We start from the raw sequence: 23,707 nt of genomic DNA on the forward strand, positions 1-23,707 counted from the left end.
GGGTGGGACGTTTTGGGTTCCACCCCCGCCTCTTTTCTCAATTGTTATCGCCGCCGCGATTCATCGCTGTGGGTTGTGGCGTTCCAAGCCTTAGGAGGGCATGTGAGTACCAGCGCATCCTCGAAGCGTTCTGCGTCTTCGCGGGCTGGCCGTTCCGAACAGACCGGGCACGCCTCGTCCCCGTGGACTGCCCTGAAGGAGATGACGGCACCGGCCCGTTCGTTTGGCAAGCGCCTGTACCGTCGCGGTCTGAAGGCTGACCTGTGGGATGTGCCGGTCATGCTACTGGTGACGACCCTGGGTTTGGCGATTTTCGGCTGCATCATGGTGCTCTCGGCTTCGAGCGTCACCATGATTTCGCAGGGCCAGTCGCCGTTCTCTCAGGTGTCCTCGCAGATTCTCTTCCTGGTGCTCGGTGTGGTGGCGATGGCCGTCATTACGAATATTCCGGTGGGGTGGTATCACAAGCAGGTCGTGGTGAACACGATGCTTGCGGTGGCCCTGGTGCTGCAGTTGGCGGTGGTAGTTATCGGCGTCGAGGTGAACGGTAACCGTAACTGGATTAAGCTGGGCCCCGTGCAGATGCAGCCTTCGGAGTTCTCGAAGCTTGCAATCGTGATGTGGCTGGCGTGGGTGTATAACCGCCAGGGCGATATTTCGCGGAGCCTCTGGCGTACCCTGTTCCCCTCCATCTACGGTGTGGGCGCCCTGATTCTGCTGATTATGGTCGGCGGCGATATGGGTACGGCCCTGGTGTACGGCTTCATTTTCCTGGGCATGATGTGGATGGCCGGTGCCTCACGTCGGTCAATGCTGCAGATTGGCGGCGCGGTTGCCGCGCTGGCCCTGTTGGGCGTTTTGAGTAGCCCGAACCGAGTGGCCCGTATCTTCGGCATCTGGGGTTCGTGCACGAACGCTAACTGTGATCAGGCGAACTCGGGTGAGGTGGCGTTGGCGACCGGTGGCTTCCTGGGCGTTGGCCTGGGCCAGTCGCGCCAGAAGTACAACTACCTGGCAGAGGCCCACAACGACTACATTTTCGCGATTATTGGCGAGGAACTGGGCCTTCTGGGCACGATGGCGGTTCTACTGCTGTACGTGGGTCTGGTGTACTGTGCGGTGCGTATCATGCTGCGCACCGCCGATCCGCTGGTGCGCCTGGCGACGGGCGGCATTATGGTGTGGCTGACCTCTCAGGCCATCATCAATATGGGCATGGTGTCCCGTATTCTGCCGGTGATTGGCGTGCCGCTGCCCTTTGTCTCCTACGGTGGTTCCTCGTTGCTGTCTTCGCTGTGCGCGGCGGGCCTACTATTGGCCTTTGCCCGGCAGACGCCCCTGCGAGGCGCGACGGCCCCGTCGAGCGTTGAGAACCAGAGCGCTCGCGAGATTCGCCGCGCAAACGCCGATTGGAAGCGCCGCCTGCCCCTGCAGGCTGTGGTGGAGCAGGAGGCCGCGGAGCGTGCCGAGGCCGGTGGCCACCTGATGCAGGAGCAGCATCCGCTGTCGAAGCTGGGCAGCCTGAGCGGTTTTGTCCGGCGCTGGTTGGGCTTTGATCCGGAGCAGCGTCGCGAGTTGAAGCGCATCGAACAGCAGCGTGAGGCAGAGCGCGCCCGCGAAGAGGCCCGCGCGGCTCGTGAGGAGGCCCGTGCGGCTCGTGAGGAAGCGGCCCGTGAGAAGGCTGAGCGGCAGAAGCTGGCTCGCCGTGCCCGTGAGGAAGCGGCCCGCGAGAAGGCTGAGCGGCAGAAGGCCCTGGAGGAGGCCGAGCGGCAGAAGACGGACCGCGAGAAGGCGGCCCGCACGAGGGAAACCCGAGAGCAGAAGGCCCGAGAGCGCCGAGCCCCCGGCAAGGCTGCACCCGGCAAGACCGAGCAGCCCCGACCCGCCCGCCCGGTTCAGCGTCCGGCCGAGCAGGGCTCGAAGGAACAGCAGACCCGAGGCCGGCGTCCCGGGCAGGGGGAGCGTCGTCGTCCGCAGAATCAGCGCGGTGGTCTGCCCGCCGGCCTGCAGCCTCTGCATCCCGAGGACCGCGCCCGCCGAGCTCAGCGTCAGCAGCGTCAGCACGGTCAGTCGCCGCGCCGTCAGCCCGGTGGGGGAGAGCGGTAGAGAGATTTTCCGAGGTGGACAGCGGTCGAGAACGGCCTTACCTCTCGGCCCCGCGTTCCTTCAAAGCGCCCCCGACCTGAGCTAGAGCTCGCGGTCGGGGGCGTTCCGCCGCGCTCTGCGGTGCGGGGCGATAGCGTAAAATGATGCTGTACCGATGTATTGGGAGAGAGACCTATGACGAAGAAGGCACCCTCTATAGTCTTCGCCGGTGGTGGCACCGCCGGTCACATTAATCCGATGCTTGCGATTGCCCGCGCCGTTCGCGACCTTGAACCGAACGCCAAGATTCTGATGCTGGGCACCGCCGACAAGATGGAAGCCGATCTGGTTCCGGCGGCCGGCTTCGATATCGAGTTCATTCCCCGCGCGGCCTTCCCCCGCAGCATTAATCGCGCGGCGCTTGCCTTCCCCGCGAAGTTCCTGGGTGGCCTGTCGAAGACCCGCCGCATCCTCAAGGATGTAGATGCAGACGTGGTTGTTGGCGTGGGCGGTTACGTGTGCCCACCGGCGTACCTGTCTGCCTTCTTCTCGAAGATTCCCGTGGTCATTCACGAAGCGAACGCGAAGCCCGGCCTGGCTAACCGTCTGGGCGGCCGCTTCGCGAAGTTTACGGGTGTGGCCTTCCCCAATACACCCTTCCCGCACGCGACCCTGGTGGGCATGCCCATGAAGGATGAGATTGCCTACCTGAACCGCGACGCGCACCGTTCAAAAGCCCGCCGCAACCTGGGCCTGGACCCGAAGAAGCCCACCGTTATCGTGACCGGTGGTTCGCTGGGCGCGCTGAGCCTGAACAACGCCGTGTCGGCCTGCCGTGATCGCTTCGCAGAGTGGGACTTCCAGATTCTGCACATCACCGGTAAGGGCAAGACCGTTCTGGACGAGAACGGCGAACCCCTGAGCGCCCCGAACTACCGTCAGATTGAGTTCACCAACGGCATGCAGGACGTGTACGCCGCCGCCGATTTGCTGCTGGTGCGCGCCGGCGCGGCCACGGTGAGTGAGGTTGCCGCGGTGGGTGTGCCCGCTATTTTTGTGCCGCTCCCCATTGGTAATGGTGAGCAGGCCCTGAATGCTCGTTCCCTGGTGGAGGCCTCTGCGGCCTTGCTGGTGAAGGACGCAGAAGTCACCGGTGAGTGGTTTGCCCGTGAGATTCCGGAGCTGATGGCAAACCCCGAAGAACTGGAGCGCATGGGCGCTGCAGCCTATAAACTTGGTATCCGTGACGCGGCTCGCGTTATGGCCGAAGCAGTATTGAAGGCAGCTGAGAAGTAATGACTGAACTGATGAATCTTGAGATGGTGCTGCCGGCACCCCTGAACCCGCCGTTCCCCGAGCGCCACGCGATGGACGCGCTGGGTCGCGTGCACTTCATCGGCATCGGTGGCGCGGGTATGAGCGCTATCGCCGCGCTGATGCTGCAGGCCGGCGTGACCGTGAGCGGTTCGGACCGCGCGGAATCTTCGGCCGTTGAATCGCTGCGTGCCGCCGGCGCCCACGTGAGCGTGCCCCAGTCTGCTGAGAACATCGTTGACGTCGATACCGTGGTGATTTCCACCGCGATTCGCGAGGATAACCCCGAGCTGGCCGCTGCCCGCGCGCAGGGCCTTCCGGTTCTGCACCGCTCCGAGGCGCTGGCCGCCGTGATGGGGCTTTCGCAGGTGGTGGCGGTGGCCGGTACCCACGGTAAGAGCACGACCAGCTCCATGATTTCCGTGATGTTCGATCAGCTGGGCCGCAACCCCTCCTTCGCTGTGGGCACCGTGATCGCCGGTCGCGGCACGAACGCGCACCTGGGCGCGCAGGGCCCCGACTCGATTTTTGTGGCCGAGGCCGACGAATCGGACGGTTCCTTTGTGCGTTACCGCCCGGCGATTGCCGTGGTGACGAACGTTGAGCCCGACCACCTGGACTTCTACGAGACCGACGAGCGCGTCTTTGAGGCGTTCAACCGCTTCGTGGGTTCGCTGGCCCCCGGCGGCGTGCTGGTGACCTGCGCCGATGATGCCGGTGCCGCCTCCCTGGCCGCCCGTTCCCGCGCGGCCGGCGTGCCGGTCGTGACCTACGGCGAGTCCGAGGATGCCGACCTGCGCATCCGTGAGATTACGAGCGCGGGTTCCTCCTCCTCGTCGACGGTGGAGTGGTCCTTCGGATGTCGCGGTGAGCGCTTCGAGGGCAAGCAGGAGCTGGCGCTGAAGGTTCCCGGCATCCACAATCAGCTGAACGCCGCGGCCGCCTTCATCACCGCGCTGCTGACCGGTGCTCAGGGCCCCGAAATCGCCGCCGCCCTGGGTGAGTTCGTGGGTGCTGATCGCCGCTTTACGCTGCGAGGCGAGGTCGCGGGCGTGAAGGTCTTCGACGACTACGCGCACCACCCGACCGAGGTGTTCCGTGCCCTGCAGACCGGCCGCACCGTTGCCGATGGTCACAACCTGTACGTGATTTTCCAGCCGCACTTGTTCTCGCGCACCCGCGAGTTCGCGAAGGAGTTCGCGGAGTCCCTGTCGATGGCCGATCGCGCCTACGTTCTGGATATCTACCCGGCTCGCGAGCAGCCCATTGAGGGTGTGACCAGCGAGCTGATTACGGGTGCCGGCTTCTCCGAGGTGCGTTACGCGACCGCGGAGAGTGCTATCGAGGACATCGCCTCGTACGCTCAGAGTGGTGACATTGTGATGACCGTTGGTGCCGGCGATGTGACGGCTCTAGGCCCGCGCCTGCTGGAGGCCCTGCAGATTCGTCACGACGGCGACCTGACCAAGAAGTCGGAGGCTTAGGCTGTGCCGATGAGTCCCATGCCCCCGTCGGAGGGGCATTCGCGCGCGCCGAAGGCCCCGCGCTCGCGTGCTCGTCGGCGCGCTCAGGAGCTTGCGCAGGAACAGCCTGCGGCTCAGCACACGACGGAGGCGCAGCCCACCGCTGACGCGCAGACCCCCGCGGCCGGTGCCCCCGAGCAGAAGAAATCTCACGGGTCTGAGTCTCAGACCTCTGGTTCTCACTCAGGCACTGCCTCCACCGTGGGTCGTCGCCCCTCGGGGGCTACGATTCGCCCCACCAGCCCGGCTCGTGCCGAGAGTGTGGCCCTTGTGGACGGCGCGATTCGTCGCGTGCCCGCGGCTACCTCCGGTTCGCAGGAGCTCTTCGACGTGGAGGCCTTCGAAGATTCTCCCAAGGAGACCGAGAAGGCATCCGGTCGGTCGGCGCAGGTTGAAAGCGCGCGGACTGAAAATGCGAAGGACGCGGCGGGGGAGAAGCCCAGCGATAAGCACGGCGAGAAGACCGAAAAGGGCGCCGACCGGGCCGAAAAGACCGGCGACGGTGATGCTTCTTCCGAGCGGAAGACTTCCGCCGACTCCCCGTCGGCGGGGGACGATTCCGCTGAGACCGAGCCCGCAGAGCCCGCCGAGCAGGCCCGCCCCGCAAGCCGCTTCGGCCGCTGGCGCGTGGAGCGAGAACGACAGCGCGCCGCCGAGATCGAGAAGGAACGCGAGCGCGAGCGCCGGGAGGCGCAGCACGAGCGCATCCTGAAGGATCCCGGCTTGGACGGCCTGCGTGCCGAGGAGCGTCCGCGCAAGGAGCGCACCCCGCTCACCCGGGCCCGCAAGCTGCTGTACACGGCGATTGCGCTGGCCCTCGTGGCGGTGCTGTACGTGGTGCTGGTCTTCTTCTCGCCCCTGCTGGCCACTCAGACCATCACGGTACGCGGTGCCTCCCTGTTGGAAACCACCCAGGTGGAGCAGAAGCTGGAGCCCCTGCGCGGGGTTCCGCTGACACGCATCGACGAGAAGCGCGTGCGCGAGCTGATCGGTCAGGACAATGTGCTTCGCAGCGTTCAGGTGGAGAGCCGCCCGCCGCACGAGCTGGTGGTGACCCTGAAGGAACGCGCCGCCATTGCAATCGTCAAGGTGGGGGAGACCTACCATACAGTGGACACCGACGGGGTGAGCCTGATGGAGTCTTCCTCCGAGCCGAGCACCTCGGTTCCCCTGGTACGATTGAATGGTGATGACCCGCAGCATTCGGATGAGTTCCGCACGATTTCGACGGCCTTGTCAGCGATGCCGGCTGAGCTTCTGGCTCAGGTAAAGGAAGCGAGCGCGACCTCAACCTCGAGTATTACCCTCACGCTGCGGGATAATACGACGGTGCAGTGGGGTACCGCCCAGGAGAGCGAGCTGAAGGCTAAGGTGCTTCTGTCGCTCCGCCAGGCGGTAGCTCAACGGGCTCAGGAAGAAGCCTCTTCAGGTGCCCAGGCGCAGAAGGTGACCGTCTATGACGTGTCGGCCCCGCGCGTACCGGTGACCCGTTAGGGGAACTACCAATGGGCGCTTTCCCTCCCCTTTTTGTGTGAATTCCGCAAAAAGAGGGGGTAATTGCGCTGTGTAGCTAGGAACCACCAAAAACAGTTTGGTATCCTAACAGATAAAGTCATTCTTTAGAGGAAACCTTTAGGCTTAGATTGAGCTGGGGGTCTTCCGAAGCTGGAACACGGAACAATCGAGGATTACATGGACGCTGGAACTCCCCAGAACTACTTGGCAGTCATCAAGGTCGTTGGTATCGGCGGCGGTGGCGTCAACGCAGTCAACCGAATGATTGAGGTTGGCCTGCGCGGCGTTGAGTTCATTGCTATTAACACTGACGCCCAGGCTCTGCTCATGTCCGATGCAGACGTCAAGCTGGACGTCGGTCGTGAGCTGACCCGCGGTCTTGGCGCGGGCGCAAACCCCGAGGTTGGCCGTCAGGCAGCCGAGGATCACTCGCAGGAAATTGAGGAAGTCCTCAAGGGCGCAGATATGGTCTTCGTGACCGCTGGTGAGGGTGGTGGCACCGGTACCGGTGGCGCACCCGTCGTGGCACGCATCGCCCGCTCCCTGGGCGCTCTGACCATCGGTGTTGTGACCCGCCCCTTCACCTTCGAGGGTCGTCGTCGCTCCAACCAGGCCGAGACCGGTATTGCCGCTCTGCGCGACGAGGTCGACACCCTGATTGTGATCCCGAACGACCGACTGCTGTCGATTTCGGATCGCAACGTGTCGATGCTGGACGCCTTCAAGTCCGCCGACCAGGTGCTGCTCTCCGGTGTTCAGGGCATTACCGACCTGATCACCACCCCGGGCCTGATTAACCTTGACTTCGCTGACGTTAAGTCCGTGATGCAGGGTGCCGGTTCGGCTCTGATGGGTATCGGCTCGGCCTCGGGTGAGGACCGCGCCGTGAAGGCAGCCGAGCTGGCTATCGCCTCCCCGCTGCTGGAAGCATCCATCGACGGTGCGCACGGCGTGCTGCTGTCGATTCAGGGTGGTTCCGACCTGGGTCTGTTCGAGATCAACGAGGCTGCACGCCTGGTTCAGGAAGTGGCTCACCCCGACGCCAACATCATCTTCGGTGCCGTCATTGATGACGCCCTGGGTGACGAGGCTCGCGTGACCGTGATTGCCGCTGGCTTTGACGCCGTGAACCCCGAGACCAACTCGAACGCTTCGGCTTCCGCTCAGCCCCAGCGTGCACAGGGCTCCTTCGGCGGCTCGAACGCTGCCGCTCCGGCTTCTAACGGCTACGGCTTCAACGCTCCCGCCGCCGCTCCGGCTTCCACCGGCGCCGCTGGCTTCGACGTTGATCTGCCCCCGGTCGTTGAGGAAGCACCGGCTCGCCGCGACACCCTGGACGTCCCCGACTTCCTGAAGTAGTCGCGCCGCGTGCGTCAGCACGCTGCCCCGTAGGGTTTTGATGGAGGGGAGCTGAGAATAGTCCAACTGTTCTCAGCTCCCCTTCGCTCTACCCGCTTTCGCTCCGAGCACCCCGTACAGCCCCGAGAAAGACATAATGATGAGCAACGCCCCTAAAACTCCGCTGCTGGCCACCGCCGACACCCGCATCCTGGGTCCCTGGCGCGTGCGGGTGGGGTTTACCTCCCGCGAGGCGGGGAACCTGGGCCTGCACGTGGACGACGAGCTGGGTGGTGGCGTGGATGCCTCCATGGTGCGCACCCTCAACCACCGTGCGGCGCTCGAGGAGGTGCTGGGTGCGGGGCCGTTCTTTTACCTGAACCAGGTGCACGGCGTTGAGGTGGCCCGCCCCGAGGACTACGCCCCGGCCTCCTACGCGCCGGGCACCCCCGCAGAACGCACCGTCGAGCGCGCCCGCGCCATCGCGAAGCTGGCCCCCGTGGCCGATGCCGCGGTGAGCGTCGAGGGTCGCCCGCTGGCGATTATGGTGGCCGATTGCATCCCCGTGGTGCTGGTCGGCTCCGTCGAGGGTGAGAAGACCGTGCCCGTTTTGGCGGTGGCTCACGCGGGCCGCCGCGGCCTGCTGGACGGGGTACTGCAGACCACCGTGGCGCGCATGCGGGAGCTGGGCGCTGCGCGCATCACCGCGTGGCTGGGCCCCAGCATCTGCGGTGCCTGCTACGAGGTGCCCGAGGCGATGCGAGCCGAATCGACCGAGCTGATCCCGCAGGTTCACTCGGTGACGGGCGCGAACACCCCGGGTCTGGACCTGCCGGCCGGCGCTCGCGCGGTGCTGGAGGCCGCCGGAGTGGAGGTATCCACGGAGTGCGCCCGCTGCACGTACGAGGAACCGAGCGTGTACTCGCACCGCGGGTTTACGAATCGCGGCGAGAAGCCCGGGCGCATCGCGGGTCTGGTGTGGGTTGAGAAGCTGGCGGAACCCGCCGAATAGAGTCGCTGAAGGAGAACAAAATGTCTGAACTGAAGGGACCTGACGTGAACGTCGAAGCGCAGGATTTGAAGTACACTCCCGAGCGCGCCGAGCAGCTGCTGCAGAACTACCGCCGGGTACTCGAGCGAATTCGAGCGGCGGAGCAGGACCGCAGCGGGGTGCGCACCGAGCAGAGCGCGCCCGTGCACCTGGTGACGGTGACCAAGTTCTTCCCTGCCTCCGACGCGGCGGCCCTGCTGGACGGCGGCGTGACCCTCTTCGGCGAGAACCGCGACCAGGAGGCCAGCGCGAAGGCCCGCGAGCTGGTCGCCTACTGCGAGCAGCGTGCGGTACAACCCCCGCACTGGGCGTTTATCGGCCAGCTGCAGACCAACAAGGCGAAGTCCGTGGTGAAGTACGCCTCCAGCGTTCACTCGGTGGACCGCCCCTCCCTGGCCGATGCGCTGGCGAAGGCCTACGCGAACCAGCTGACCCGCTACGAGGCGGGGGAGGCGCCGGCCCCCGCGGCCCTGGAAAATGGCGGTCTGGACTGCCTGGTGCAGGTCTCCCTGGCCGAGGAGGCGACGGCCGGCCACGCCGCCGAGGGAGCGCGAGGCGGTACGAGCGCCTCGGAGCTTCTGGAGCTGGCCGAACGCATCGAGAACCACGCGAACCTGCGGTGCGCCGGCGTGATGGCGGTGGCACCCCTGGACGCGGACCCGGACGCCGCTTTCGAGAAGCTTTACGGACTGGCGGCCCGGCTGCGCGAGCACCTGCCGCACGCGACCGAAATCTCGGCGGGCATGAGCGGCGACCTGGAGGCGGCTGTTCGCTGGGGCTCCACCTGCGTGCGCGTGGGCAGCGACATCATGGGCCGACGCCCCGCACGCTAAAGCGGCGGGCGGATATGCCGCGCTGTGAGAAGCCGGACGCTGTTCTACCGGCTGGAAGAGCCCGTACGCTGGTAATATATACATGCCGGTGCACGACGTTTTGACGTGCGACCGAACCTTCTGAACGAGGGGCCCGCCCGCGGTGCTCCTCGAGAGGCACCGCCGCAACAGGCGGCTGCCCGCGTTCAGTAGCCTGTCCCTGTACCCTAGCGAAGCGAGAGAAACATGCCGAAGCAAAGCCGCCTGGCGGGTTTCCTCGGCCTGGAGCCCTACAACGCCAAGGACTCTGACGCCCAGGACTCCAACACCGCGGATACCGCGCCCGAGGAGCCCCGCTCCCACGAGCAGTCGGGTCGCGGCGGGGAGCACCACCGCGCGGAGGCCCACCGTGTAGAGGCCCGCGCCGAAGAGCCTCGAGCCGACGACCGCGCCGCGCGAGACCGCTCGCTGGGGGAGCACACCGCATCCAAGCACGGTGCGCCCGCAGTCGCACACCCGTACACACCCGAAACCACAGACGAGGCGGAGGAACCCCGCGAGGATCGCCGAGGCGATGAGCCCCGGCACGAGCCCGCGAGCGAACCCGCAGACCATTGGGAGGACGCCCCGGTGCCGAACACCGAATACACCGAGCAGTACGCCGACACCTACTCGAACGACGGCTACTACGACCAGGGCTACGAGCCCGAAGAGACCAACGGATACACCTACGGTTACGAGGAAGAAGAGGACGAATTGCGTCGTATCACCACTATCCACCCCCGCTCCTACAATGACGCAAAGATCATTGGTGAGGCATTCCGCGAGAACATCCCCGTGATTATGAACGTCGAGGAAATGCCGGACGCCGACGCCAAGCGCCTGGTGGACTTCGCCTCCGGTCTGGCCTTCGCGCTGGAGGGTCGCATCGAGCGCGTGACCTCGAAGGTCTTCCTGCTGACCCCCTCCAACCTCGAGGTGCTGGGCGTCGCTAACTCCGAGAACACCGCAGACTTCAACTCCGAGGGTGAATTCCCCTTCGACCAGGGCTAAGGACTGATTAATGGGTTATCTTTTCGCTCTCGTGACGATTGCGCTGTACCTGTTCTACGTCTTCATGCTGCTGCGCATGCTCTTCGACTGGGTACGCATGTTCGCACCCGGCTGGCGTCCCAAGGGGATTGCCCTGCTGTGCGCAAGCGCCGTTTACGCTGTGACGGACTGGCCCATGGAGAAGCTGCGCCGAGTGATTCCCCCGGTGCGCGTGGGCAACGTCGCGCTGGATACCGGTTTTCTGATCCTGATTGTGGTCGTCTCGATGCTGTTGGGCCCCATGATGAGCCTGACCGCCCGATTCTCCTAACGACCGGAGCCTGGATGCGCCCCGCGGAATGTTACTCAACATTCTGCGGGGCGCACACGTTTAACGGGATACACGCGCTTAATGGGCCACGGACGTGCGCAAACGCTCCGGGGGAGCGGGGGCCGGGGCCGTTGCGCCATGCGCATATTTTGTTGTCTGTACGACAGAAACCCCGGAGCCGAGGTCCAATGATAGTAAAATGGGTGCCAACGACTGTCTGCGCGATGCGGCACACCGCGCCCGATGCGGGGGCCGAACACTCCCGCCGGGTTGCCCCATCGGCGCACTCAACTTCGAACCCAACCCGTACTAGAGGAGAAGCCACATGGCCATCACCCCCGAAGACCTGATTACGAAGAGCTTTAAGATCGTGACCGAGGAGTCCGGTTACGACCGCAACGAGGTCGACGACTTCCTGGACGAGCTCGTCGTTGAGCTGCGTGCCCTGTACTCCGAGCGTGACGCCCTGGAGCGCCAGGTGGAGCAGCTCTCCGCCTCGGCTCCCGCATCCCCGGCCGCCGCCGTCTCCCAGGAGGCTCCCTCCGCCGCCGGCGCCCAGGACGCCGCAGCCCTGCTGGCCATGGCCCAGAAGGTGCACGACGACTACGTGGCCCAGGGCGAAAAGGCCAAGGCCGAGCTGTTGGACGAGGCAGAGAAGAAGGCCGACGCCCTCGTGAGCGAGGCTCGCCAGCAGCGCGAAGAGGTCCTGGCCCGCCTGACCGACGAGAAGGAAGAGCTGGAGATTGCCGTGGAGGCACTGCGCGGCTTCGAGAGCCGTTACCGTACCAAGCTGCTGGACCACCTGAACAGCCAGGTGGAGGAGCTGAAGAACCTCAAGTCCATCGAGGCTTCCGCCTAAAGCACCGCGTGACCCCGCCGAGGGGGCGCTACCGTCCGGATTCTTATCGGCCCGTTTTGCCGGGTTCAGCCTAAGCCGCGGATAAGGAACCGGGCGGTATTTTGCGCTCTCGGGAGGGCTCGAAAACCCCGTAGACCCCGTTCGCGAGGCGACGGGCGGGGCACGAGAATTTCCCCTCATTTGCTAAGCTAGAGGGGCACCGTAGCGCGTCGTCGCGGGGGACCACCCCGCCGTCGGCGCCACTATTCACACGACCCGAGGAGAGCCTTGCCCACCACCCCGAATCACGCTGAATCCTCGGCCCCCGTACGCACCTCGGAAACCTCCGTCGAGAGCGCCGGCCGCACATCGCGCATCCTGAGCGGGCGCACCGCCTGGCTGAGCGCCCTGGTGCTCGCCGCCGTCGTGTTCGCCATCGACCAGGGCACCAAGTACCTGGTCGTTACCCAGATGCAGCTGGGGGAGCGCATCACCGTGATCGACGGGCTGCTGTGGTGGTACTCGATTCGCAACTCGGGGGCCGCGTTCAGCATGGGCGAGAACGTGACCTGGATTTTTACCCTCGTCATGGTGGCCGCCGCGATTGTGGTGCTCTACCTGCTGCGCCGCACGCGCTCACTGTCCTGGACCCTCGCGTTGGGCGGGCTGCTCGGCGGCATCTGCGGCAACCTCTTTGACCGCCTCTTCCGCGAGCCCGGCTTCGGTTCCGGGCACGTGGTTGACTTCATCTCGGTACCGAACTTCGCCATCTTCAACGTTGCGGACTCGGCGATTTGCGTGTGCATGGCGCTCGTCGTGCTCCTAAACTTCATGGGCCTGAACCTCAACGGCACGAAGGCTCCGCAGGAGAGCGCCTCGAAGAAGGCTAAGACCCTAAAGAGCGCGGAAGCCGACGGCGAGAACACCGACGCCTAACGGTACGTCACGACGTACAGCACAGACCGCCAACCCACAGCATAGACCACAGCACAGACCGCAGCGCGAGGAGAGAATCATGAGCGAGGAAACCACCGCGGAGCGCATCAGCGCCGAATTCACCGTTGAGGACGCCCTGGCCGGCATGCGCCTGGACGCTGCCCTCGCCGGAGCCCTCGATGCGCCCCGCACCCGCACCTCCGGGTGGATTCGCGACGGGCACGTGAGCATCACCAACGGTGGGCGTGCCGTGAAGGTCGGCAAATCCTACAAGCTCTCCGCCGGAGATTTGGTCGTCGTGGACGCCCCCGCGCCGCGCGATCTGGCGGACATCCGCCCCGAGAAGGTGGACGGCTTCGGCATCGTGTACCTGGACGACGATATCGTCGTGGTGGATAAGCCCGCCGGCGTGGCGGCGCACCCCTCACCCGGCTGGCACGGCCCCACCGTGATTTCCGCGCTGATGGGGGAGGGCGTCTCCGTGGCCACCTCTGGCGCGGCCGAACGCCAGGGCATCGTGCACCGCCTGGACGTGGGCACGAGCGGCCTGATGGTCGTGGCCCGCAGCGAGCGCGCCTACACCGAGCTCAAGCGCGCCTTCAAGGAACGTACGGTCGACAAGATTTACCACACGCTGGTGCAGGGCCTGCCCGATCCGCTGCGCGGCACGATTGACGCGCCGATTGGCCGTCACCCCGGCAACGAATGGAAGTTCGCGGTGGTTGAGGGCGGCCGTAACTCCATCACCCACTACGACGTCATCGAGGCCTTCGGCCCGGCCTCCCTCGTGGAGGTGCACCTGGAGACCGGACGAACCCACCAGATTCGCGTGCACTTCTCGGCGATGCGTCACCCCTGCTGCGGCGACCTGACCTACGGTGCCGACCCGCGCTTCAGCGCCGAGCTGGGCCTGACCCGCCAGTGGTTGCACGCCCACCGTCTCAGCTTCGACCACCCTGCCACCGGTGAGCGTGTGAGCTTCACCAGCGAGTACCCGCTGGATTTGGCCTACGCGCTTGACGCCCTGCGCGAGGGCCGCGTGCAGCTCGGGTAGGTACCGCATACCTAGCTCAGTCAGAGAGCCGTCCGGGCCCCGGTACCGCACGGCTCACCCCGGGGCCGCACGGCTCACCCCGGGGCCGCACGGCTTACCCCGGGACCGCCCCGCCCCGCCGACCGTCAAACGAATCGGCCGGAACACCCCCTACACCTTCAGGAGATATCCGTGGCAACCAAAGACTTTGCGCACCTGCACGTACACACCGAGTACTCCATGCTGGACGGTGCCGCGCGCCTGGGCGACCTCTTCAGCTACGCCAAGGAGCTGGGCATGAGTTCCATGGCCACCAGCGACCACGGCTTCCTCTTCGGCGCCTTCGACTTCTGGCGCCAGGCCAAGGCCCACGACATTAAGCCCATCATCGGCGTGGAGGCGTACCTGACCCCCGGCACGCACCGCACCGACCGCTCCCGCGTGCGCTGGGGCGATGGCTCGCGCGATGACGTGTCCGGCGGTGGCGCCTACACCCACATGACCATGTGGGCTGAAACCACCGAGGGCATGCACAATCTGTTCCGTGCCTCCTCCCTCGCCTCGCTCGAGGGGCAGCTGTACAAGCCGCGCATGGACCGCGAGGTGCTGCAGACCTACTCGAAGGGACTGATTGCAACCACCGGCTGCCCCTCCGGCGAGATTCAGACCCGCCTGCGCCTGGGCCAGTTCGATGAGGCGCTGCAGGCCGCCAGCGACTTCCGCGATATCTTCGGCAAGGACAACTTCTACTGCGAGGTCATGGACCACGGCCTCGACATTGAACGCAACGTGCAGGAGGATTTGCACCGCCTGGCCAAGCAGCTGAACCTGCCTTACGTGGCCACCAACGACCTGCACTACACCCGGCAGGAAGACCACACCGCCCACGCGGCGCTGCTGTGCGTGCAGTCCGGATCGACCCTGACCGACCCCAAGCGCTTCAAGTTCGACGCGGATAACTTCTACCTGCGCTCGCCCGAGGAAATGTACTCCATTTTTGGTGACATTCCCGGCGCCTGCGAGAACACCCTCGAAATTGCCGAGCGCTGCAACGTGGAGTTCAACACCAAGGCAAACTACATGCCGAACTTCCCCGTGCCCGAGGGCGAGAACGAGGAATCCTGGTTCGTGAAGGAGGTCGAGAAGGGCCTGCACTACCGATTCCCGCAGGGTATTCCCGATAGGGTGCGCAAGCAGGCCGAGTACGAGGTGGGGGTCATTACCTCCATGGGCTTCCCCGGCTACTTCCTGGTCGTGGCGGACTTCATCAACTGGGCCAAGCGCAACGGTATTCGCGTGGGCCCTGGCCGTGGTTCGGGTGCGGGCTCGATGGTGGCGTACGCGATGCGCATCACCGAGCTGAACCCGCTCGACCACGACCTGATTTTCGAGCGATTCCTTAACCCCGACCGCGTCTCCATGCCCGACTTCGATGTGGACTTCGACGATCGTCGCCGCGGCGAGGTCATCGACTACGTGACCGATAAATACGGCGAGGACAAGGTCGCGCAGATCGTCACCTTCGGCACCATTAAGGCGAAGCAGGCGCTCAAGGACGCCTCCCGCGTGATGGACCAGCCGTACTCGGTGGGCGAGCGCCTGACCAAGGCGATGCCGCCGGACGTCATGGGTAAGAACATCGCCCTGGCGAACGTGTACAACGAAGAGGATAAGCGCTACGCCGAGGCCGCCGACCTACGCGCCCTCATCGAGGATCCGGTCGATAAGGTTTACGGCCAGGTGTTCGAAACCGCGAAGGGCTTGGAGGGCCTGAAGCGTCAGTGGGGCGTGCACGCCGCGGGCGTGATTATGTCCAGCAAGAACCTGGTGGACGTGATTCCCGTGATGCGCCGCGAGGCTGACGGCCAGGTCATCACCCAGTTCGATTACCCCACCTGCGAGGGCCTGGGCCTGATCAAGATGGACTTCCTGGGTCTGCGTAACCTGACGATTATTTCCGATGCCATCGAGAACATTAAGAACAACCGAGGCATCGACCTGGAGCTGGAGTCCCTCTCGCTGGACGATCCGGAATCCTACCGTCTGCTGGCCCGAGGCGACACCCTCGGCGTGTTCCAGCTCGACGGCGGCCCCATGCGCGCGCTGCTCAAGCTCATGGAGCCCGAGGAATTCGAGCACATTTCGGCAGTGCTCGCGCTCTACCGACCCGGCCCGATGGGTGCGAACTCGCACACCAACTACGCGCTGCGTAAGAACGGCAAGCAAGAGATCGAGCCGATTCACCCCGAGCTGGCCGAGCCGCTCAAGGACATCCTCGACACCACCTACGGCCTGATCGTGTATCAGGAGCAGGTGATGGCGATTGCCCAGAAGGTCGCGAACTACACGCTCGGTGAGGCAGACCTGCTGCGCCGTGCGATGGGTAAGAAGAAGAAGGCGGAGCTGGATAAGCAGTACGCCACCTTCCACGACGGCATGATTTCTAACGGCTACTCCGAGGGCGCCGTGAAGGCCCTCTGGGATATTCTGCTGCCCTTCTCGGACTACGCGTTCAACAAGGCGCACACCGCCGCATACGGCCTGGTGTCTTACTGGACGGCCTACCTGAAGGCGCACTACCCGCAGGAGTACATGGCCGCGCTGCTGACCAGCGTGGGCGATAACAAGGACAAGCTCGCGCTGTACCTGAACGAGTGCCGCGCCATGGGCATCACCGTGCTCGCCCCGGACGTCAACGAATCCGCCCTGACCTTCACCCCCGTGGGTGAGGATATCCGCTTCGGCATGGGCGCAATCCGCAACGTGGGCGCGAACGTGGTCGAGGGCATGGTCGCCGCCCGCGAGGAGAAGGGCCGCTACGAGTCCTTCAACGACTTCCTGAAGAAGGTGCCGCTACAGGTGTGCAACAAGCGCACCATCGAATCGCTCATCAAGGCGGGTGCCTTCGACGACCTGGGCCACACCCGCCGCTCGCTGTCCCTCATCCACGAGGCGGCGGTGGATGCGGCCGTGGCCGTCAAGCGTAAGGAGGCGGCGGGCCAGTTCGACCTCTTCGGCTCCCTCGGCATGGACGACGCCCTGGGCGACGAGCTGACCGTGACCATCCCGGACGTGCCCGAATGGGACCGCCGCGAGAAGCTGAACTTCGAACGCGATATGCTGGGCCTGTACGTTTCGGACCACCCGCTGCGCGGCCTGGAGCGCGCCCTCTCGGATGCCGCCTCGCACTCGGTGCACGACATCATCAGCGAGGACTCGCACGTGCGCGACGGCGAAACCGTCACGATTGCCGGCATGCTGACCGGCGTTTCGCGCCGCATCGCCAAGTCCAGCGGTAACCAGTACGCCTCGGTGGAGCTGGAGGACCCCTCGGGCGCGACCATCACGGTCATGTTCTTCTCCCGCGCCTACGAGACGATGGGGGCCGCCCTGGCGGACGACCTCATCTGCTCGATTCGTGGCCGCGTGCAGCGCCGCGACGACGGCAGCGTGAACATGAGCGCCCAGGAACTGCAGATCCTGGAAATCAGCGATGACGGCCGCGCCGCACCCATCACGATTGCGGTGCCCGAGTACCTGGTGACCGAGGCGAAGCTGCGCGAGCTGAAGGAGACCCTGCGCGACCACAAGGGTACTGCGGACGTGCGCATGCTCATCCGTACCCGCGATAAGGAACAGCTGGTGCTTCTGGATTCGAGCGTGCGCGTGGAGCCGAACCCGAGCCTCTTCGGCGAAATCAAGACGATTTTCGGCCCGAGCTGTATTCGTCGCTAAAAGAAGAAGACCTCCGCGAGGGGCGGGCAACGCTCAGGGCGGATTCCGAACGTTCTTAAACGTTGGAGTCCACCCTGAGCGTATATTTGCGTATATTCAACGTCACTATTCGGCTCAACCGCCGTCTATCGCGTTAGAATGGGTATAAATATTCTTGAGCGCTGTATATACGGGCGCCACACCGAGCGCCCAGCCAAGGAGAAACGCATGTACTGCCCCTATTGCAAGCACACCGATTCGCGCGTTGTCGACTCCCGCACCACCGATGACGGCGCCGCCATTCGCCGTCGCCGTCAGTGCACCTCCTGCGCTCGCCGCTTTACCACGGTCGAAACCACCACCATTTCGGTGATTAAGCGTTCGGGCGTGACCGAGCCCTTCGACCGCTCCAAGATTGCCGCCGGCGTGCGCAAGGCCTGCCAGGGCCGCCCCGTGGGGGAGGACGACCTCGCCAAGCTGGCCCAGGAGGTCGAGGAGCTGATTCGTGCCCGCGGCCTGGCGGAAATTAACGCTCACGAGGTGGGCCTGACCATTCTGGAGCCGCTGTCGAAGCTGGACGCGGTCGCCTACCTGCGTTTCGCGAGCGTGTACCAGGCCTTCGAGAACCTTGAGGACTTTGAAGAGGCAATTGCCCGTCTGCGTGAGGACCGCATTAACCCGTAGCGCAGAGTAGCGCCGAGACTTCAAGAGACGCAACAGAAGGGGCCGCCTTCCGAATGATTCGGAAGGCGGCCCCTTCTGTACGTATGTGAAGCGCTATCCGAGGCGGATGGCAGGAAGCAAACTCTTATGCTTCGCCGCGGCGCTGACGCGGCCGCGGGTGGGTTGAGGAGACCTTACGCCTCGCCGCGGCGCTTACGCTCGGGCAGCATACCGCCGGCCCACAGCGCGGCACCCACAATACCCGCGTTGTTACGCAGGGCAGCCATGACCATGGGGGTACGAATCTGATCCTCAAAGTAGGGCATGAACTTCTCCGGGTTCTTGGAGATGCCGCCGCCAATGATGAACAGGTCGGGGGAGAAGAGCATCTGAACGTGCTCGAAGTAGCGGTACAGGCGCTTGCCGTACTTCTTCCAGGACAGTTCGTGCACCTCGCGGGCGCGGGCAGAAGCCTGAGACTCGGCGTTGTGGCCGTCAATCTCCAGGTGACCCAGCTCGGTGTTGGGGATCAGCACGCCGTCGTTGATGAGGGCGGAGCCGATGCCGGTACCCAGGGTGATGACAGCGATCAGGCCGTCACGGTTACGGCCCTGACCGTAGGTTGCCTCAGCCAGACCGGCTGCGTCAGCGTCGTTGAGGCCGTAGACGGTGCGGCCGCCCAGCGCCTCGCTCATGACCTGCTCCAGGTCGGTGTTAATCCAGGAGTCGTCCACGTTCGCTGCGGAGAAAACCATGCCGTTCTTCACCACTGCGGGGAAGTCGATGCCGACGGCCGACTCGGGATCCGGTGCCAGGTCGCGGCTCTGCAGCTCATCGACTACGCGGCGTACGACCTCAGCCACAGCCTCGGGGGTTGCGGGCTTGGGGGTGTCGATGCGGAAGCGGTCGGACACGAGGTCGCCGGTGCGCAGGTCAACGATGCCGCCCTTAATGCCGGTGCCTCCAATGTCCACACCAATCTGCAGGTCCTTGGGGGTGGGGGCGGGCAGCTCGGTGATGACGCCGGGCTCGGCGTAGTTAGCCATGATTTCCCTTTCTGTCCTCCGCGCTCGCGGAGGCACGTGTCTGTGATAACGAGTGATAATGAATCGATTCGGCGCGTTCGCCGAAAGAACTGGGCTGACCTAGGGGAGGGTCAGGATATCCGCGCCGTCGGCGGTCACCACGAGGGTGTGCTCAAACTGGGCGGTGCGCTTGCGGTCGCGGGTGACGACGGTCCAGTCGTCATCCCACAGATCCCACTGGATGGTGCCGAGGGTGAGCATGGGCTCGATCGTGAAAATCATGCCCTCGCGAATCTCGGTGTCGTAGGCGGGGGCCGCATCGTAGTGGGGGATGATGAGGCCCGAGTGGAACTCACGACCCACGCCGTGACCGGTGTAGTCGCGGACAACACCGTAACCGAAGCGGGCGGCGTACTTCTCGATGACGCGGCCGATGACGTTCACCTGGCGGCCGGGCTTCACAGCCTTAATCGCGCGGTTGAGAGCCTCCTCGGTGCGCTCGACCAGCAGTCGGGACTCCTCGTCCACGTTGCCGATGAGCAGGGTCTTGTTGGTATCGCCGTGCATGCCGTCCAGGTACGCGGTCACATCCAGGTTGAGGATATCGCCGTCCTCCAACACCGTGGTGTCCGGAATACCGTGGCAGATGACCTCGTTCAGGGAGGTGCACACGGACTTGGGGTAGCCGCGGTAATCCACGGTCGAGGGGTAGGCGCCGTGATCGCAGATGTACTCGTGGACCAGCACGTCAATCTCGTCGGTGGTGGTGCCGGGCACGCAAATCTTGGATGCTTCAACGATGGCGCCGGCGGCAATCTTGCCGGCGGCGCGGACCCGCTCAACTTCCTCGGGGGTGTACATGTTCGAGTCGTTACCCTCGTTGGCGGTGGGCTTACCCACGTACTCGGGGCGAACAATGTGCGAGGGGACCGGGCGCATCGGGCTGACGCGTCCGGGGGTCAGGCAACCGACGGGTGCGTGACCGGGTTCGGCGGGCAGGTTGTGCGAAGTATTCTTTTTGGTTGAAGACATAGCTTCATCTTACCGGGCTTAGGGGGTATCTGTCCGGTGCGGGGACGCGGAAAATCGGGCGAACCGAAACCCGTACCTTTTTCCCAGATTGTGAATAAAATTTCACGGCTGCCGGCGCCGGGACAGGGAACTAAGGAGAGGCCACGGAAGCACGGTGCGTGAGGCCGCCCCTGCTTCGTTGCTACACGCGTACGCGTGTGAGATGCTAGACATACTGACTCAATACCGTCGAAGGAGCACCATGAGCAAGAACCACCTGGGCGAAGCCATCGAATCGGCAGTCGAAAAGACCCTGAACGCCGCCACCGAAGCTACCAGCCCCCGGGGCGAAGAGTACTGGTACAACCTCGCCACCGGTGAGGTTGAGCGCGGCCAGCAGAGCGCCGTGACCTCCCTCTGGGGCCCCTTTAAAACCTACGAGGAGGCGGCACACGCCATGGACCGCGCCCGCGAACGCAACGAGGCGTGGGACAAGGACGGCGGCCTGCTCTAAAACGCAGCTCCACCCCTCAAACGCTCGGGTTCTTGAACGTCCCGGGCGCTTGCACCTAGCAGAAGACCCCCGAACCCGGAAACACCGGGTACGGGGGTCTTTCTTCTAAAGCTTTCTAAACCTCAAGCCTACTCAAAGGTGTGCTCGGCCGCCGGGAACTCGCCCGAACGCACCTGATCGCGGTAGGCGCGGGCGGCGTCCTCCATGACCTTGCCGATCTGCGCGAACTGCTTCACGAAGCGCGGCACGCGGCCCTCGCGCAGGCCCATCATGTCCTGCCAGACCAGCACCTGACCGGTCGTCACGTTCGACGCACCAATACCGATGGTCGGCACCGCGCCCACGGCCTCATCCACACGGCGCGCAACCTCCGCGGTCACCATTTCCATGAGCACGCAGAACGCGCCGGCCTCAGCCAGGGCAACGGCATCCGCAAGGACGCGCTCGGCGGCCTCGCCGCGACCCTGCACGCGGAAGCCGCCCAGGGCGTGCTCCGACTGCGGGGTGAAACCGACGTGAGCCACCACCGGAATACCGGTGCGCACCAGGGCGCGAATCCACTCGGTCATCGAGGCATCCGCCTCAATCTTGACCGCGTGCGCGCCGCCCTCCTTCATGAGGCGAACCGCGCTCGCCACCGCCTGCTGCGGCGACTGCTCGTAGGAACCGAACGGCAGGTCTGCGACCACCATGGCGCGGGAGGCACCGCGAGAAACCGCTGCGACCAGCGGAATCATTTCGTCCAGGGTAATGGTCAGGGTCGATTCGTAACCGAGCACCACGTTCGCCGCGGAATCACCCACCAGCAGCATGTCGATGCCGGCACGGTCAAAGACCTGGGCCGTCAGAGCGTCATAGCAGGTCAGCATGGAGAATTTCTGCCCGGCCGCCTTCGCCTGCGCCAGGTGCACGGTGCGCACCTTCTTGACGGTATCGAGGTCAAAAGGTTTCTGCGCGCCGGAAGCAGCAGGGGCGGATGCGGAGGTAGCGGCGGGCTGTGCCGCGTAGGGCGAAGAGATCTCGGAAGAACGCTCAGTAGTCATGCTGACTATTCTAACCCTGTGCGGCCTCAACCTAGCGCACCGCTCACCGTGCAGGAACCACGCCTAGTTCCAGATGAGGTTGATGTAGTAGGTCGGGAACGATGCATTCGTGTTCTTGCGCAGAAGCTCCGGAATGGCGAGGGCGGCCTCCTCAAACTCGCGCGGCAAATCGCGCTGAAGGAGCGCCTGCTGCACCATGGCATCCCAGTAGACCTGCATGACCGAGTAGTTGCAGACCTCCTGCACCACGTCCGCGGCGTACGATTCCCACGCCTTCAACGCTTCATCCTCCGGACCGAAGAACCCCTCGTAGCCCTGAGAGAGGCCCTTATCGCAGGCGCTCACCGCGTTCTTCGAGTACTGCAGCCAGTAGCTGCGGCTCAGCTCATCCGAACTGTTGAACGTAAATGCCTCATAGTCTGCCTTCAGCAGGGCGTAAGATGCCTGAATCGAACCGGCCAGCGGGGCGTGCGAGGAGAAGACAATAACGTCCAGAAGGGCGGCGATGTACTCCATCTGCGCCTTCTCGTGGGCCATGCCGGAGGGCCGCACCGACTGCGCGTAAAGCTGCACGAGGGCGTCCACGGAATTCACGAAGCGCTGAACGTCGGCCGTAGCCTTCACCATCAGATTCAGTAGGCGCTGAACACGCTGGTAGTCTTCGGCTACCTGCGAGAACAGACCGTAGGGCAGCACGCCTCGCTCCGAGGCCACCGCCGCCAGCACCTGGGCCGTCAAGCGCTGACTCTCCGCTTCAGCCCTCGCCACGCTCAGCAGTAGGGCACCACAATAGGCCAAAGCACGGCGATCCACGAGCTGGGGCTGCTGCTGATGCAGCGGCAGAAGGCGCTCGTGAATCTGCCGGAAAATCGCGCTCTGCGCCAGGGCCTTCTGGCCCAGCTCCCCGGCCTTCAGGCGCACGGTATTCGCCGAGAAATCGCGCGGGGTAAAACGGCGGGCGTCCTCGGCGGCAAAGGGCGAATAGGGGCGGCCCATCAGCGGCTGCAGCAGCGACATCGTGGTAAACAGCGAGAAACGGGCCGATACCGGGTACAGAGAATCTGGGTAGCTCGGCGCATCCACCGCGTTCACTCGCTCCGTGCACAGCGTCAGCCAGGTCTGCTCCACCGACTTCGGCGAATAGGCAGGTGTGCCGATGCCAAGGATGCTCTCACCAAAGGCCTCCGAGGGAATCTTGCCGGGGTTCATCTGGCGCAGCTGCATCTGAGCCAGCGCCAGCTCCACCGTGTAGTTCGTGCGGCGCTTCTTGCCCGCCTCATCAAGATTCTGGAAAGGACGCACCGCCGCAATCTTTTGGGCGCGCGCCTGAGTATGCAGCTCCTTGTTCATCGCGAATTGCTGCGGGTTGCGCTGAATCATTTTCGACACCGCGTAGGCGCTTTTCCCGTTCAGCTTCTCACGGCGCTGAGCACCCTCGGCCGAGAGCGCGTCGTACTTGCCGCGCGTCGCCTGCACGTAGCAGGAGCGAATCAGCTGAAGGGGCAGGAAGAAGAACGCAAACTTCCACGACCAGGTGAAGAGAACAATGGGGATCACGGCGCTTGACCCGACGCGACCCGTGTAACCGAGCCAATAGAGCTCCACGGCCGCACCAATCAGCGCGAACAGCGCCACGGTACGAGTCTTAAACGCGATGCGGGAGGGCCGATCCAGCAGGTAGGTCGTGCCGCCAGACTTGTTGTTCCTCATGACCAGCGGGCCAAACGCGGCAATCACCATGAGGCAGGCCAGGTAGATGACGAAGAAAACAATCGGTGCCGCGACCAGCAACAGCCACTCTAAACCGGTGGGATCGGCACCCACGATGCCGGCCGCCAGCGGAATCTGCGCGACTGAAGAGAGAGGAAGGGAATGTAGCATACGTCCATTATGGCAAGGGGAACGTGGGGGCACCGCGCGGACGGTCAT

The 23,707-nt window shown here is 64.6% G+C and carries 19 protein-coding genes; 15 read left to right on the plus strand and 4 right to left on the minus strand.

The genetic code is table 11. The features are described 5' to 3' along the window. The first annotated feature begins 102 nt into the window (after positions 1-102). From ftsW to nrdR, 14 genes are all read left to right on the plus strand, one after another. On the plus strand, positions 103-2,106 hold the full coding sequence (gene ftsW / locus ADJ95_RS03550) for a putative lipid II flippase FtsW (protein ID WP_049332700.1): 2,004 nt from the start codon (positions 103-105) through the stop codon (positions 2,104-2,106). Between the two features lie 174 nt (positions 2,107-2,280). Beyond that, complete coding sequence (murG, locus tag ADJ95_RS03555) at positions 2,281-3,381, plus strand: undecaprenyldiphospho-muramoylpentapeptide beta-N-acetylglucosaminyltransferase (protein ID WP_049332652.1); 1,101 nt, start codon at positions 2,281-2,283, stop codon at positions 3,379-3,381. Then, positions 3,381-4,883 (plus strand): UDP-N-acetylmuramate--L-alanine ligase, encoded by a 1,503-nt coding sequence (gene murC, locus ADJ95_RS03560; RefSeq protein ID WP_049332654.1) that lies wholly within the window; start codon positions 3,381-3,383, stop codon positions 4,881-4,883. Before murG ends, murC begins: the two co-directional genes overlap by 1 nt. Positions 4,884-4,892: 9 nt before the next feature. Next, positions 4,893-6,416 carry a cell division protein FtsQ/DivIB gene (locus ADJ95_RS03565; protein WP_080974936.1) on the plus strand — a complete coding sequence of 508 codons (1,524 nt, stop codon included), beginning with the start codon at positions 4,893-4,895 and terminating at the stop codon, positions 6,414-6,416. A gap of 198 nt (positions 6,417-6,614) precedes the next feature. Beyond that, positions 6,615-7,796, plus strand: coding sequence for a cell division protein FtsZ (gene ftsZ, locus ADJ95_RS03570; RefSeq protein WP_049332658.1), 1,182 nt, complete (start codon positions 6,615-6,617; stop codon positions 7,794-7,796). Between the two features lie 139 nt (positions 7,797-7,935). Beyond that, positions 7,936-8,787 (plus strand): polyphenol oxidase family protein, encoded by an 852-nt coding sequence (locus ADJ95_RS03575; RefSeq protein ID WP_049332703.1) that lies wholly within the window; start codon positions 7,936-7,938, stop codon positions 8,785-8,787. A gap of 20 nt (positions 8,788-8,807) precedes the next feature. Then, positions 8,808-9,659, plus strand: coding sequence for a YggS family pyridoxal phosphate-dependent enzyme (locus ADJ95_RS03580; protein WP_049332660.1), 852 nt, complete (start codon positions 8,808-8,810; stop codon positions 9,657-9,659). 225 nt (positions 9,660-9,884) lie between these two features. After that, positions 9,885-10,691 (plus strand): cell division protein SepF, encoded by an 807-nt coding sequence (locus ADJ95_RS09595; RefSeq protein WP_049332663.1) that lies wholly within the window; start codon positions 9,885-9,887, stop codon positions 10,689-10,691. 10 nt (positions 10,692-10,701) lie between these two features. After that, complete coding sequence (locus ADJ95_RS03590) at positions 10,702-11,001, plus strand: YggT family protein (protein WP_049332665.1); 300 nt, start codon at positions 10,702-10,704, stop codon at positions 10,999-11,001. Between the two features lie 325 nt (positions 11,002-11,326). Beyond that, positions 11,327-11,860, plus strand: a complete 534-nt coding sequence (locus ADJ95_RS03595; RefSeq protein WP_049332667.1) for a DivIVA domain-containing protein — start codon at positions 11,327-11,329, stop codon at positions 11,858-11,860. 267 nt (positions 11,861-12,127) lie between these two features. Continuing rightward, positions 12,128-12,775 (plus strand): signal peptidase II, encoded by a 648-nt coding sequence (gene lspA, locus ADJ95_RS03600; protein WP_053088807.1) that lies wholly within the window; start codon positions 12,128-12,130, stop codon positions 12,773-12,775. Between the two features lie 79 nt (positions 12,776-12,854). Continuing rightward, a complete protein-coding gene (locus ADJ95_RS03605; RefSeq protein WP_049332669.1) occupies positions 12,855-13,829 on the plus strand; it encodes an RluA family pseudouridine synthase in 975 nt (324 codons plus the stop codon). Between the two features lie 171 nt (positions 13,830-14,000). Beyond that, on the plus strand, positions 14,001-17,543 hold the full coding sequence (dnaE, locus tag ADJ95_RS03610) for a DNA polymerase III subunit alpha (RefSeq protein ID WP_049332671.1): 3,543 nt from the start codon (positions 14,001-14,003) through the stop codon (positions 17,541-17,543). Positions 17,544-17,750: 207 nt separating this feature from the next. Beyond that, positions 17,751-18,206 (plus strand): transcriptional regulator NrdR, encoded by a 456-nt coding sequence (nrdR, locus tag ADJ95_RS03615; RefSeq protein ID WP_049332672.1) that lies wholly within the window; start codon positions 17,751-17,753, stop codon positions 18,204-18,206. Positions 18,207-18,379: 173 nt separating this feature from the next. Here the strand turns inward: nrdR and ppgK are convergent, their stop codons facing one another. Continuing rightward, complete coding sequence (gene ppgK / locus ADJ95_RS03620) at positions 18,380-19,231, minus strand: polyphosphate--glucose phosphotransferase (protein ID WP_049332673.1); 852 nt, start codon at positions 19,229-19,231, stop codon at positions 18,380-18,382. Between the two features lie 99 nt (positions 19,232-19,330). After that, positions 19,331-20,242, minus strand: coding sequence for a type I methionyl aminopeptidase (gene map / locus ADJ95_RS03625; protein WP_049332674.1), 912 nt, complete (start codon positions 20,240-20,242; stop codon positions 19,331-19,333). A gap of 241 nt (positions 20,243-20,483) precedes the next feature. Between map and ADJ95_RS03630 the strand changes: the two genes are divergently transcribed. Beyond that, a complete protein-coding gene (locus ADJ95_RS03630) occupies positions 20,484-20,735 on the plus strand; it encodes a hypothetical protein (protein ID WP_080974937.1) in 252 nt (83 codons plus the stop codon). Positions 20,736-20,863: 128 nt separating this feature from the next. On the opposite strand, the gene panB is transcribed toward ADJ95_RS03630, so the two are convergent. Then, positions 20,864-21,778 (minus strand): 3-methyl-2-oxobutanoate hydroxymethyltransferase, encoded by a 915-nt coding sequence (gene panB / locus ADJ95_RS03635; protein WP_049332675.1) that lies wholly within the window; start codon positions 21,776-21,778, stop codon positions 20,864-20,866. Positions 21,779-21,841: 63 nt separating this feature from the next. Further along, a complete protein-coding gene (locus ADJ95_RS03640; RefSeq protein WP_049332676.1) occupies positions 21,842-23,659 on the minus strand; it encodes a hypothetical protein in 1,818 nt (605 codons plus the stop codon). Between the last annotated feature and the right edge of the window lie 48 nt (positions 23,660-23,707).

Origin of the sequence: Rothia mucilaginosa, assembly GCF_001061665.1 — a bacterium.
GTDB lineage: Bacteria > Actinomycetota > Actinomycetes > Actinomycetales > Micrococcaceae > Rothia > Rothia mucilaginosa_A.